The following is a 13,776-nucleotide window of genomic DNA, read 5'->3' as shown; positions in this document are numbered from 1 at the left end:
AAAACAACTCAGTGCACGGAAAAATTATGGACAATAATAACGCAGCAAATCACAGTACGTCAGGAAGGCTCATGCTGACGGGCGGTGCACTTGGCGTGGTTTTTGGTGATATCGGTACCAGTCCACTTTATACCCTAAAAACGATACTGCTGTTGTCCGGGGATAACCCGACTCCTGAGGTGATTCTGGGGTTACTATCGCTTATCTTCTGGACACTTATTCTGGTCACTTCGGTGAAATATGCCATCTTCGCCATGCGTATCGACAACAATGGCGAGGGGGGCATCATGGCATTAATGTCATTGCTGGTGCATAAAGGAAAACACAGCAAATGGGTAATCTTTGCCGCGTTGCCCGGTGCCGCGTTGATATACGGCGATGGGGCAATAACACCCGCCATTTCAGTTCTTTCCGCACTTGAAGGGCTTAACATCATCTTCCCTGAAGCCCAGTCTATTGTCGTGCCTGCCACGGTGTTCATTCTGGTGGCATTGTTTGCCATTCAACCCTTTGGTACCGCGAAAATAGGAAAAATCTTTGGCCCGGTTATGACGCTGTGGTTTGTGGCGATTGCCGTGCTCGGTGTGTCCGGCATTATCAAACACCCGTCGGTGTTGATGGCCATTAATCCGGCCTACGGCGTGATGTTTTTATTCTCAAATGGCTTCAGCAGTTTCCTGGTTCTGGGAGGTGTTTTTTTATGCGTGACCGGTGCTGAGGCACTGTACGCAGATATGGGGCATTTCGGCAAAAAGCCTGTCTGGCTCGCCTGGTTCGGCCTGGCGTTTCCTGCTTTGTTACTCAACTACGCTGGTCAGTCAGCAATGATCCTGTCGGGTGCTGACATCACGCAGAACGTCTTCTTCCGCCTGTGCCCGCCATTCCTGCAAATTCCGCTGGTCATTCTTGCCACGCTTGCCACCATTATTGCCAGCCAGGCAATTATTACCGGGGCGTTTTCAATGACCCGGCAGGCGATCCAACTCGGCTGGCTCCCGCGTTTACGTATTAAGCAAACGACAGCGGAAAGTTACGGACAGATTTATATCGGTACGATTAACTGGCTGCTGATGGTGGTCACGGTCGGCCTCGCGATATCGTTCAAATCATCGGAAAACCTTGCTGCAGCCTACGGCATTGCGGTGTCACTGACCATGCTAATGACATCCGGGCTGTTGTTCATGGCGATGCGGCAAATCTGGGGCTGGAGTCTGCTCGCCAGTGGCCTGGTTGCCACCTGTTTTCTGGTCATCGACAGCAGTTTCCTGATTGCCAACATCGTGAAAGTGATGGATGGCGGCTACATCCCGCTGATGCTGGCGGCCATCATTTGTGGCGTTATGCTGATCTGGAATCGGGGTGTGAAGGCGACGTCGCGCGCCATCAATGAGAAGGTGATCGATGTTGACGAGTTATTCCAGCATATCAGTGAGATGCAGATCCCACGAGTGCAGGGTACCGCTGTGTTTTTAACCCGAGCTCAGAATGGTGTTCCCCCGGTCATGCGCTGGCATGTGGCTCGTAACCATGCGTTGCAGCAGCGGGTGGTGTCGTTGACAATTGAGGTGCAGAACGTCCCTTATGTGAAGGCGGGTGAGCGACTGGTGTTTAGTGAACGGGCTCCGGACTACTGGCAGGGTGTGGCGCGCTATGGTTTTATGGAGCAACCGCATATCCCGCAGCTACTGCAGAGCGTTTCTGGCCCGCCTGCGCCGTTTGTACCAGAAGAGATAACCTGGTATCTGGGGCATGAGACCATCATTGCCCGTGAGGGGCACGGAATGGCTTCATGGCAGCGCAATTGTTTTGCTTTTATGGTGAGAAACAGTACCCACATTACCAATTACTACCGTCTGCCGGGTGACCAGGTCGTCGAAATTGGTCGGCGGGTGGCAATTTAGCTTTATTGTATGTGGTCAGAAACCTCAACCGCCTTTTTGAGTTTTCTGACCACAAAATGTATTCACTCCAGTGCCTTCACCCTCTTCCCGCTGGCGACAAATGTCCCGGCTCCCAGATGATGCAGGGTGTTCAGTTTATCTCCGTCAAACTGCCAGCGTCCGTCCACGAACGCGCGTTCATCTGCCGCGGCAAAAACCACTTCACCAAACAGCGTGTCGTATTTCTCTGCCGCCGCGGTCGCGGGCAATAATCGACACTCCATCCATGCCAGACATTTTTCTTCGATTACCGGCAAACCCAACACCGGGCCAGTGATTGCAGGGATCCCGTAGCAGTTGAATTTGTCTTCGTCGCGTCCGCTGACGCTGCCCACGGCGTAGGTCCAGTTGGCGGCCGCAACACCCGGAATAACGATGCCGAATTTTCCGCTACGCTCTATCAGTTCCCGCGACCAGGCGCTTTTGTCCACCACAATCGCGATGCGCGGAGGATCAAACTCGACGGGCATTGACCAGGCCGCAGCCATGACGTTGCGCCTGGCGATGGTTTCATCCCGGCTGGTGATGAGCACGGTTGGGCCGTGATTCAGAAGGCGGCTGGCATGATGTAATTCAACAGGGCGAAAGTGGCTCATAGGGTTTCCTCATATACACAACGTTGAGTATGGCGAAAAAGCACGTAAATCAAAGTGGGCGCGTAAAATTAGTTTATAAACAAAGCATCACTATCAAAGGAAACTGATGCATGTCCCCATTTCTGACTGCCTATTTTGCCCGCATCGGCTGGAAGCAACCGACATCGGTTGATATCGACACCCTGCGTGCGCTGCATTTACACCACAACTGTGCGATCCCTTTCGAGAATATCGATGTCGTTCTGCCGCGAGAAATTCATCTGGAAGATCAGTGTCTGGTCGACAAGCTGGTTACCGCGCGGCGTGGCGGCTACTGCTTTGAGCAAAATGGTCTGTTTGAGCGCGTATTACGCGAAGTCGGGTTTACGGTGCGCAGCGTTCTGGGGCGTGTGGTGTTATCCAGTCCATCGCAAATGCCGCCGCGTACGCACCGTCTGCTGCTGGTCGAGCTCAACGGCGAGCGCTGGATTGCCGATGTTGGCTTTGGTGGCCAGACGCTGACGGCTCCGGTTCGTTTAATTGCCAACGAGGAGCAGGAGACGCCGCACGGGCTTTACCGTCTGTTGAGCGAGGGCAATGACTGGGTGCTGCAGTTCCGTCACCACGAGCACTGGCAGTCGATGTACCATTTTGACCTCACGACGCAGTATTTCAGCGATTACGTGATGGGCAACTTCTGGTCGGCACACTGGCCACAATCACATTTCCGTCATCATCTGCTGATGTGCCGCCATCTGCCGGACGGCGGTAAGCTGACCCTGACCAACTTCAACTTTACCCGCTGGCAGGGGGGCCATGCTGAAGAACAGATCCATTTGCCGGATGCAGAAGCGCTGTACGCACTGATGCAGGCGCGGTTTGGTCTGGGGGTTGACGATCCTAAACACGGTTTTTCGCTGGAGGAGCTGACGGCGATAATGGCGGGATTTGAAACACACCCTCAGGCGGGGAAATAGCCGGGCAGGCACAGCACCGCCCGGCCAGAATGAGATGGCTTAGCGAATCAGAACCGTTTTCCCTTCGCCATCAACCGCTCGTGTCGACATGGTATAACGGTCGACACCGATCAGCGTGCTGAAAAGGTCTTTGGTGAAAACGGTATTCCCAAAATACCAGGAGTGGGTTGGCATGCCTTTTATGCCATGCGGTTCATCCTGTTTCATAACAGAAGCGCTACTGTCCAGTAGCCCGTAATATTGTGTGCAGTCAACATTAATGGCATTGGCTGGCACATTGTCCGGTAATCCGATGCGCCCGACGCGTGGTGCAATACCCACGCGTTTAACGTTCGATATATCAAGAGCCTGATCGAGTCTGCTGGAATAATTTGTCAGGCGAATGCAGTGCCGATATATAGAGTCACTTCGTGGATCGGGAGTAGACATAACATTACTTGAAACATCGCCGGCAATAAAAATAATCTGGCTCACTTTCCAGGCACTGTTGGCGAGGTTTGTATCATCGGCATCATCAAATGCCTCAGTTAAAACATAAGCACCGGTGGAATGTCCTAATACATGGATATTCATCGGGCAGTCCGGTTTTTGTTTTTCAGAAAGATACGCAATCCCCTCAGACATGAGCCGCATTGCGGTAAGTTTGGCTTTGTGTCTGTCAGAAAGGTAGGCGAGCGCTTTGTCGTCACTCGGCCAGTCGAATGAAACCACCAGCCCCTTAAAGCCAACGTCATTCAGCCCGTCGGCCAGAAGTCGATGTCGTTCAATGACTTCGCTTTCACTCATGTTGTATCCATGTACTGAAAACAGGAGATCCCCGCGTTGTTCACCTTTATCGTTGCGCCACTGTGCCAGTTTAGTGACTTTATCAAACCAGTCCTGAGAAGGAATAGCATGGCTGGGGTCGGGATCTTTACCGTCCGGAACCACCAGATAAGTTGTCTCGCCGACTTCAGCGGTGAATTTTCCTCTTGAGGCTTTACGAACGGACATAACATACGAAGGCATGATTAACTCCCACGATGGGTAATAAAATTTTTATGAAAAATACAGTAAGGTTATTAAGGAATATTCTTTTAATTGCTGTGATTTCTGACGTTCCTTTTTGGGCTATGCATAAAGATGAAGTGTATACGAGGGCGCTATTAAGTTGATTCTTTGCCATTCTTTATTATTGGATTTTGACATTCCTCGCATTATTTATTTGTACGGAACGCAAATTCATTCACATAGTGAATGCAAAGGTTGTTTTTTGTTGAGACAATAAAAAAGCCTGTTGCTTGCAACAGGCTTTAGAGAAAACAGTGTGTTTACCTACGCGAGCGTACCACCTGGTATCTGCGCGTCAGATATTCCACCGGTGCGCTCCACACATGCACCAGACGCGTGAACGGGAACAGCAGGAAGATGGTCATCCCCAGTACCAGATGCACGCGGAAGATAAACGCCACGCCGTCCAGATGTTCAGATGCACCGCCCCGGAACGTGACCACCGCCTGTGCCCAGTCCACCAGTTTCAGCATTTCGCTGCCGTCCGGATGTTGGGCGGAGAACGGTATCGTGGTGAGTCCCAGAATACACTGTATCAGCAGCACGCAGAGGATCAGGATATCCGCCGTGGAGGAGGTAGCGCGAATACGCGGATTCGTCAGACGACGAATCAACAGACCTGCACCGCCCACCAGCGTCAGCACGCCGCACACTCCACCTGCGATCATCGCCATCTGTTGTTTCTGCGACATCGGCAGGAACCAGGAATAGACCCAGTGCGGGGTCAACATCCCGAACAGATGCCCGAAGAAAATCCCCAGAATGCCGATGTGGAACAGATTCGACCACAGCACCATCCCGCGTTTATCCAGCATCTGGCTGGAGGAGGCGCGCCAGGTGTACTGGCCGTAGTCGTAGCGCAGCCAGCTTCCCAGCAGGAAAACGGTGCCGCACAGGTAGGGATAGATATCGTAGAAAAAGACGTTCAGATACTGGATCATTTTGGGCCTCCGGCGCTGACGTCGACATACTGCGGGGCGACGTCCTGGCTAAAGCGTCGTTGATATTGCTGCATCGGCGAGCTGTCGCACGATGTGGCGTTGTCCTCGATAAACTTGACCTGTTCCTCTTCCCAGACGGCATCCAGTGCCTGACGGGTGTCATCACGTTTTTCACCGGAAACCTGTTTGGTGACACTGTCACTTGAAAGGCGACTGCCGGCGAGGGTAAGCAGGGCGTCGAACAGCTGATAATGCGCCACACCGCGCTGTTTCAGGCGTCCACCGATCAGCGCCAGGATCGGCGCAACGTTTTGCAGCCCTTCGCGTGCTTCGTCGTCGGTGACGATGCTGAGATATTCCAGATAGAGCGGCAGATAGTCTGGCAGCTCGCGACAGTCCAGCTGCAGTCCGGCTTTCTCGTACTGGCTCATCAGATCGACCATCGCCTGACCGCGATCGCGGGACTCAGCATGAACATGCTCGAACAGCAGCAGCGATGTCGCGCGACCCCGTTCAAACACTTCGCACCACTCCGCTTGTTTATCCAGCAGTACCGCCCCCAGGTGCTGCCGGGCAAACGGCAGCAGCATGGGGGCATCCTGTTCTACAAGGGAAAGTGCTTCCTCGCGGTTTTCCCATAACGTTTCATCGGGATACTCAATCAGTAACGCGATGATCTTGAGGATTTGCATTATTCTCCCTCCCCATGTTCGCGTACTTCAGTGATGTTGATGGCATCAATGCGGTGGCTGTTGAAGAGGTTGAATTTGGTGTCGGAGCCGTGGCAGCCGTCGCCAAAGGTAAAGCCGCAGCCATTTTTCTCCGGGAAGGCATCCTGCGCCATTTCGCGGTGGCTGGTCGGGATCACGAAGCGGTCTTCGTAGTTGGCGATAGCGAGGTAGCGGTACATCTCCTCAACCTGTTCAACGCTCAGGCCCACTTCTTCGATGGCGCGGGTATCGGTCACGCCCTCAACGGTCTGAGAACGCTTGTAGTGACGCATCGCCATCATGCGTTTCAGGGCGCGCAGCACCGGGCCGGTATCGCCTGCACTGAGCATGTTCGCCAGGTACTGTACCGGAATACGCAGGTTCTCTACCGCAGGCAGCACACCGTCGTTCATCGGCAGGCCACCGGCGTCGGCGTAAGACTGAATCGGTGACAGCGGCGGTACATACCAGACCATCGGCAGGGTACGGTATTCCGGGTGCAGTGGCAGGGCGAGCTTCCAGTCCATCGCCATTTTGTACACCGGTGATTTTTGTGCAGCTTCAATCACGTTCGCCGGAATACCCTGTTTCAGCGCTTCTTCAATCACCGCCGGATCGTGTGGGTTGAGGAACACGTCGCACTGGCGTTCATACAGATCGGTTTCATGCTCGGTGCTGGCCGCTTCTTCAATGCAGTCGGCGTCGTACAACAGCACGCCGAGATAGCGGATGCGCCCGACGCAGGTTTCCGAGCACACCGTCGGCTGGCCGGATTCAATGCGCGGATAGCAGAAGATGCATTTTTCTGACTTCCCGCTTTTCCAGTTGAAGTAGATCTTTTTGTACGGGCAGCCGCTGATACACATGCGCCAGCCGCGGCATTTGTCCTGGTCGATCAGCACAATACCGTCTTCTTCACGTTTGTAGATGGCTCCGCTCGGGCAGGTGGCGACACAGCTTGGGTTCAGGCAGTGTTCGCACAAGCGAGGGAGATACATCATGAAGGTGTTTTCAAACTGGCCGTACATCTCCTTCTGGATCTTCTGGAAGTTGCGGTCGCGGGCACGCTTTTCGAACTCGCCCCCAAGCAGCTCTTCCCAGTTTGGGCCGCCGACGATTTTGTCCATCCGCTTGCCGCTAATCAGCGAGCGCGGGCGGGCGGTGGGCAGGTGGTCGCCCTCCGGCGCACGGTGCAGATCCTGGTAATCAAAGGTGAATGGCTCGTAGTAATCGTCGATGCCCGGCAGGGACGGGTTAGCGAAGATTTTCGACAGTACGCCCACGCGGCTGCCGAGGCGTGGCGTGAGTTTGCCGGTAATACCGCGCACCCAGCCGCCTTGCCACTCCTCCTGATCTTCCCAGTTTTTCGGGTAGCCAATACCCGGTTTCGTTTCGACGTTGTTAAACCACGCATATTCCATGCCTTCGCGTCCGGTCCAGACGTTCTTACAGGTGACCGAGCAGGTATGACAGCCAATGCACTTATCGAGATTCAGTACCATTCCAACCTGTGAGCGTATTTTCATTTTTTCGCCTCCTGTACCTGATCCCGACCTTCGCCATCCAGCCAGTTAATGTTTTTCATTTTGCGGATCATAATGAACTCGTCGCGGTTGGATCCGACGGTACCGTAATAGTTGAAGCTGTAGGCCAGCTGCGCGTAACCGCCAATCATGTGCGTCGGTTTTGGACACACGCGCGTCACCGAGTTATGGATACCACCGCGGCGTCCTGTCACTTCGGAACCCGGAATGTTCAGGATGCGCTCCTGGGCGTGGTACATCATGGTCATGCCCGGTGGAACACGCTGGCTCACCACCGCACGGGCAGTGAGCGCGCCGTTGGCGTTGAAGACTTCGATCCAGTCGTTGTCCTCAATGCCGAGCTCTTTGGCATCGGCTTCGCTGATCCAGACAATCGGCCCGCCGCGCGACAGCGTCTGCATCAGCAGGTTTTCGCTGTAGGTGGAGTGAATGCCCCATTTCTGGTGCGGTGTCAGGAAGTTGAGCGCTTTCTCCGGGAAACCGTTCGGCGGAATTTCCCGCATATGGGTGACGCTACGGGTATCAATCGGCGGACGGTAGGCCACCAGGCTCTCCCCGAAAGCGCGCATCCACGGGTGATCCTGATACAGCTGCTGGCGACCAGAAACCGTGCGCCACGGGATCAGCTCGTGCACGTTGGTGTACCCGGCGTTGTAGGAGACATGTTCGCTCTCAAGACCGGACCAGGTCGGGCTGGAAATGATTTTTCGCGGTTGGGCCTGGATATCGCGGAAACGAATTTTCTCGTCTTCTTTGTTCAGCGCCAGGTGGGTATGGTCGCGCCCGGTCAGTTGCCCGAGCGCCTCCCAGGCTTTTACCGCCACCTGGCCGTTGGTTTCCGGCGCAAGGGCGAGGATCACTTCCGACGCATCAATCGCCGTTTCAATCAACGGTCGGCCTTTCGCCGGGCCATCACGTTTGACGTAGTTCAGCTTGCCGAGGAAATCGACCTCGTTCTGCGTGTTCCACGAAATGCCTTTTCCGCCGTTGCCGAGTTTGTCCATCAGCGGGCCAAGCGACGTGAAGCGCTCCCAGGTTTCGGGATAGTTACGCTCGACAACGGCAATGTTGGGAGCCGTTTTGCCGGGGATTAAATCGCATTCACCTTTGCGCCAGTCCTGGATATCAAACGGCTGCGACAGCTCGCCCGGGGAGTCATGCTGTAACGGCTGCAGCACCACGTCCGTTTCTGTGCCCAGGTGGCCGACGCACACTTCCGAGAACACTTTGGCGATCTCTTTGTAGATTTCCCAGTCGCTGCGGGATTCCCACGCCGGGTCAACGGCGGCAGAAAGTGGGTGAATAAACGGATGCATATCCGAGGTATTCATGTCGTCTTTTTCATACCAGGTAGCCGTTGGCAGGACGATATCGGAGAACAGGCAGGTGCTGGACATGCGGAAATCCAGCGTGACCAGCAGGTCGAGCTTGCCCTCAATGGCTTTGGTCTGCCACTCCACTTCTTCAGGCTTGACGTCATCGGTCGAACCGAGATCCTCGCCCTGAATGCCGCTCTCGGTACCCAGCAGGTACTTCAGCATATATTCATGGCCTTTACCGGAGGATCCGAGCAGGTTCGAGCGCCAGACAAACAGGTTACGCGGGTGGTTTTTGCCGTTGTCCGGTTGTTCACAGGCAAAGCGGATATCGCCCGATTTTAATGCCTGAACGGTGTACTCCTGCGGCGTCATGCCTGCCGCGTCGGCGCGTGCTTTCACGTGCAGCGGATTGAGGTTGAGCTGCGGAGCGGAAGGCAGCCAGCCCATGCGTTCGGCGCGGACGTTAAAGTCGATCAGATGTCCGGTGAATTTCGAGGCGTCCGCCAGCGGGGAGAGCAACTCCTGCGCCGTCAGTTTTTCGTAACGCCACTGGCTGGCGTGGTTATAGAAGTATGAGGTGCTGTTCATCTGACGCGGTGGACGGTTCCAGTCCAGCGCGAAAGCCAGCGGCAACCAGCCGGTTTGTGGGCGCAATTTCTCCTGGCCGACATAGTGCGACCAGCCGCCGCCGCTTTGCCCGACGCAACCGCAGAAGACCAGCATGTTGATCATCCCACGGTAGTTCATATCCATGTGGTACCAGTGGTTCACACCGGCACCGAGGATGATCATCGAACGACCGTGAGTTTTGTGGGCGGTGTCGGCAAACTCCCTGGCGATTTTTTCGATAAGAAAAGCAGGCACGCCGGTAATTTGCTCGCCCCAGGCCGGGGTGTAGGCTTTGATTTCGCCGTAACTTCCTACCGCGTTACTGTCTTCCAGACCGCGATCGAGACCGTAATTAGCCAGTATCAGATCGTACACGCTGGCGACACGCTTTTGGCTACCGTCAGCAAGCGTCAGGGTTTTGCTCGGGACGCGGCGATACAGCACCGGCTCCTGTTTCACACTGCGGAAGTGCGGGTTTTCGTTACCGCCAAAGTAAGGGAAGGCCACGTCAGCGACGTTGTCATGCGTAATCAGCAAAGAGAGCGTCAGCTCGGTTTCATGGCCTGCTGCCAGTGGCTCAAGGTTCCATTTTCCTTTTTCGCCCCAGCGGAAACCAATAGAACCATTTGGCACCACCAGATTACCGGCGATATCAAAGGCGATGGTTTTCCATTCCGGGTTATTGGTTTCGCCAAGACCCTCGGCCAGGTCCGAGGCGCGTAGCATACGCCCCGGTACCACGCGGCCATCCTCTTGCTCGTCGAGAAGTACCAGCATCGGCATGTCAGTGTAGCGGCGGCAGTAGTTGAGGAAATAGTCGCTTGGGTTATCAAGGTGGAACTCTTTGAGGATCACATGGCCCATGGCCATCGCCAGCGCGCTGTCGGTGCCTTGTTTCGGCGCGAGCCACTGGTCACTCAGCTTTGCCACTTCGGAGAAATCCGGGGTGATGGCGACGGTTTTGGTGCCTTTGTAACGCACTTCAGTAAAGAAGTGGGCGTCGGGCGTACGCGTCTGCGGTACGTTCGAACCCCAGGCAATGATGTAGCTGGAGTTGTACCAGTCGGCAGACTCCGGCACGTCGGTCTGTTCGCCCCAGGTCATTGGTGAAGCCGGGGGTAAGTCACAGTACCAGTCATAGAAGCTCAGGCAGGTACCGCCGAGCAGGGAGAGATAACGCGTACCGGCGGCGTAGGAAACCATCGACATCGCCGGAATAGGCGAGAAACCGGCCACGCGATCCGGGCCATAGTTCTTGATAGTCCAGACGTTGGCGGCGGCAATCAGCTGATTCAGCTCTTTCCAGCTGGAGCGGATAAACCCGCCACGCCCGCGCGCCTGCTTGTAGCTTTGGCTCTTTTGCGGATCGCCCTGAATCGCGTCCCAGGCCAGCACCGGGTCGTTGTGCTGTGCCAGTGCCTCGCGCCACAGCTCAATCAGTTTACGGCGCACCTGCGGGTATTTCAGACGGTTGGCACTGTAGAGGTACCAGGAGTAACTCGCGCCACGCGGGCAGCCGCGCGGTTCATGGTTGGGCAGGTCAGGGCGGGTGCGCGGGTAGTCGGTCTGTTGGGTTTCCCAGGTCACTAGCCCGTTTTTGACATAAATCTTCCAGCTGCAGGAGCCGGTACAGTTCACGCCGTGGGTGGAGCGCACAATCTTGTCAAACTGCCAGCGCTGACGGTAGCTGTCCTCCCAGTCACGGTTGGTGTTATACACCTGCCCGTGTCCATTGGCGAAACTGTCGCCCTTTTGTTTGAAATAGCGGAAGCGATCCAACAGTTTACTCATGACATTTCTCCTGCTCCGATAACATTGCCGGACGGCACTGCACCGCTATCCGGCGAAAGACGATGCGTTATTTTTGTGAGGATTTACGGCCATACGTCAGCCAGGTGACGAACACGCAGATGATGTAAAACACGAGGAAAACTTTCATCGCACCAACCGGTGAGCCGGTCATCGCCAGCGAGGTGCCAAAGGCTTTTGGGATAAAGAACCCGCCGACGGCACCAATCGCCGAGATAAAGCCGAGCGCTGCGGCGGTTTCGGTCACCGCTTCATGCTGCGCCTGCTCGTCGGTTCCTCCGCGCTGTTTCACGCGGGTAATGGTTATCTGACGGAAAATGATGGCAATCATCTGGAAGGTGGAGCCACTGCCCAGTCCGGCGGTGAGGAATAACCCCATAAAGACCAGATAGAAGGCGATAAAGTTGCCTGAACCGGAGCCGGGGAGCGTCAGGAAAAGCAGGGCGCTGAAGACGGCCATAAAGATAAAGTTGATCAGCGTGACGCGCACACCGCCGAGCTTGTCTGAGATCATCCCGCCAGCGGAACGCGCCAGCGCACCAATCAACGGGCCAAAGAAGGCGAGATGGAGAATATTGACGTCAGGAAATTGGGTTTTCGACAGCATGGCAAAACCTGCCGAGAAACCGATAAAAGAACCGAATGTTGCCAGATAGAGCAGGCTGAGTAGCCAGAGATGAAAACGCTTCAGTACCGGGAGCTGACTGGCAATGGAGGCTTTTGAGCTGGCAATATCGTTCATGCCAAAAAAGGCCGCAATGGTCGCCAGCAGCAGAAGCGGTGCCCAGAACCAGGCCGCATTTGCCAGCCACATTGACGAGCCATCCTCCTGCGGTACGCCTTTTACGCCGAGGAAGGTAAACATCGGCAGGAATATCACCAGTGGCGCAACCAGCTGCATCACGCTGACGCCCAGATTGCCCAGCCCGCCGTTGATACCCAGCGCGCTGCCCTGTTTTGCTTTCGGGAAAAAGAAGCTGATATTACCCATGCTGGAGGCGAAGTTGGCTCCGGCAAATCCGCACAGCAGCGCGATGATGATAAATACCCAGTACGGCGTGGCCGTATTCTGAATGGCGATCCCCAGCCAGACGCAAGGAATAATCAGGATCACCGTACTTAATACCGTCCAGTAGCGCCCACCAAATATCGGTACCATGAAAGAGTAGGGGACACGCAATATCGCACCGGAAAGAGAGGGTAATGCGGTCAGCATAAAAAGCTGGTCAGTGGTGAAATGAAATCCGACTTTATTGAGATTGACCGTAATGGCACTAAATAACATCCATACGCAAAAAGCCAGTAGCAGACAAGCCACAGAAATCAAAAGATTTCGTCGTGCGATATGTTTTCCTTTATTCTCCCAAAAGTCGGCGTTTTCCGGTTTCCAGTTACTCAACAGATGATGATTGTTTTTCTCACTTTGTTGTGACATATCGCCCTCTTGCTTAACCAGGTAAAGAGAAAAGTGAAGTTAAAACAGATAGATAACTGCCTGAATATTGTTAAAGTTATTAGGTGTTTTGGGATACCATTGAAAGGATAGATAAAAAAGCGAACCCCCGAGTGTGGAGTGGAAACATGGATTCGCTTAATGTGTTACTAAGTGTAACTTTTGACGGGAGTTAATACTCCGTAGGAGGTATTAAAACAATTCCAGTGAGATGAGCTTGTCGAGATGTTTATTAAACGCCGCATCGTCCATTTCGGGCATATTTAAAATATAAATTCCGTCAAGGCCACACACCAGCCCGATCAACCGCCACGCAACATTTTCTGCCCGGTCAGTATGGGTGAACTCACCGGCCTCTCTGCCTGCGCAGATAATCGTGACGGTCTCCTGGTGCCACATTTCCATCGTCAGCACATAGGCACCCTTAATGTCATGATCCCGGCTCGCCAGAATTTGAGCCTCCCGCCACAGGCGAATATAAGGTTCAAACCCACCCTCATCGCTGCCAAGCATGGCACGCAGGCGCTCCCGCCAGCTGACGTTTTCACCGGCCACTTCGGCATCAAGCAGTTCGCGGATCAACCGGACAAAGGCCAGTGATTTTAACTCGCCACCGGAAGTAAAATGGTGGTGGACTTGCCCGGTCGCGACACCCGCTTCGGCAGCAATGCGGCGTACCGTCATTGCCGACAGCCCTTCGACCAGTGCCACGCACATGGCCGCCTGTAAGATCTCTTCCCGCCGCTCATCCTTGCTCAGATAACGCATTTTTACTCACTCTCAATGGGGATGAAACAAGTGTAACAAAAAGCTGGACACGTGTTCAACATCGCGTAGGATCGCATTCTG

At 54.6% G+C, this 13,776-nt stretch carries 10 protein-coding genes; 2 read left to right on the top strand and 8 right to left on the bottom strand.

Annotated features, from left to right (window positions below):
* Positions 1-26 precede the first annotated feature (26 nt).
* Positions 27-1,901 carry a potassium transporter Kup gene (locus HV318_RS03045; RefSeq protein ID WP_182271498.1) on the top strand — a complete coding sequence of 625 codons (1,875 nt, stop codon included), beginning with the start codon at positions 27-29 and terminating at the stop codon, positions 1,899-1,901.
* Between the two features lie 62 nt (positions 1,902-1,963).
* Here the strand turns inward: HV318_RS03045 and HV318_RS03040 are convergent, their stop codons facing one another.
* Positions 1,964-2,536, bottom strand: a complete 573-nt coding sequence (locus tag HV318_RS03040; RefSeq protein ID WP_182271497.1) for a flavin reductase family protein — start codon at positions 2,534-2,536, stop codon at positions 1,964-1,966.
* A 110-nt stretch (positions 2,537-2,646) separates the two neighbouring features.
* Between HV318_RS03040 and nhoA the strand changes: the two genes are divergently transcribed.
* A complete protein-coding gene (nhoA, locus tag HV318_RS03035) occupies positions 2,647-3,492 on the top strand; it encodes an N-hydroxyarylamine O-acetyltransferase (protein WP_182271496.1) in 846 nt (281 codons plus the stop codon).
* 39 nt (positions 3,493-3,531) lie between these two features.
* On the opposite strand, the gene HV318_RS03030 is transcribed toward nhoA, so the two are convergent.
* The 7 genes from HV318_RS03030 to HV318_RS03000 all read right to left on the bottom strand — a co-directional run bounded on the left by HV318_RS03030 (position 3,532) and on the right by HV318_RS03000 (position 13,695).
* Positions 3,532-4,500, bottom strand: coding sequence for an alpha/beta hydrolase (locus tag HV318_RS03030; RefSeq protein WP_220471150.1), 969 nt, complete (start codon positions 4,498-4,500; stop codon positions 3,532-3,534).
* Positions 4,501-4,802: 302 nt separating this feature from the next.
* A complete protein-coding gene (narI, locus tag HV318_RS03025; protein ID WP_182271495.1) occupies positions 4,803-5,483 on the bottom strand; it encodes a respiratory nitrate reductase subunit gamma in 681 nt (226 codons plus the stop codon).
* Positions 5,480-6,175, bottom strand: coding sequence for a nitrate reductase molybdenum cofactor assembly chaperone (narW, locus tag HV318_RS03020; RefSeq protein ID WP_182271494.1), 696 nt, complete (start codon positions 6,173-6,175; stop codon positions 5,480-5,482). The genes narI and narW overlap by 4 nt, the downstream gene beginning before the upstream one ends.
* Positions 6,175-7,719 carry a nitrate reductase subunit beta gene (narH, locus tag HV318_RS03015; RefSeq protein ID WP_182271493.1) on the bottom strand — a complete coding sequence of 515 codons (1,545 nt, stop codon included), beginning with the start codon at positions 7,717-7,719 and terminating at the stop codon, positions 6,175-6,177. The genes narW and narH overlap by 1 nt, the downstream gene beginning before the upstream one ends.
* Positions 7,716-11,456 carry a nitrate reductase subunit alpha gene (locus HV318_RS03010; RefSeq protein ID WP_182271492.1) on the bottom strand — a complete coding sequence of 1,247 codons (3,741 nt, stop codon included), beginning with the start codon at positions 11,454-11,456 and terminating at the stop codon, positions 7,716-7,718. Before HV318_RS03010 ends, narH begins: the two co-directional genes overlap by 4 nt.
* Before the next feature lie 67 nt (positions 11,457-11,523).
* A complete protein-coding gene (locus HV318_RS03005) occupies positions 11,524-12,909 on the bottom strand; it encodes a NarK family nitrate/nitrite MFS transporter (RefSeq protein WP_182271491.1) in 1,386 nt (461 codons plus the stop codon).
* A gap of 210 nt (positions 12,910-13,119) precedes the next feature.
* Positions 13,120-13,695, bottom strand: a complete 576-nt coding sequence (locus HV318_RS03000; protein ID WP_182271490.1) for a TetR family transcriptional regulator — start codon at positions 13,693-13,695, stop codon at positions 13,120-13,122.
* Between the last annotated feature and the right edge of the window lie 81 nt (positions 13,696-13,776).

The organism is Enterobacter sp. RHBSTW-00901, assembly GCF_014103115.1.
Lineage (GTDB): Bacteria > Pseudomonadota > Gammaproteobacteria > Enterobacterales > Enterobacteriaceae > Enterobacter > Enterobacter cloacae_P.
This window is presented reverse-complemented; position numbering and strand designations above follow the sequence as displayed.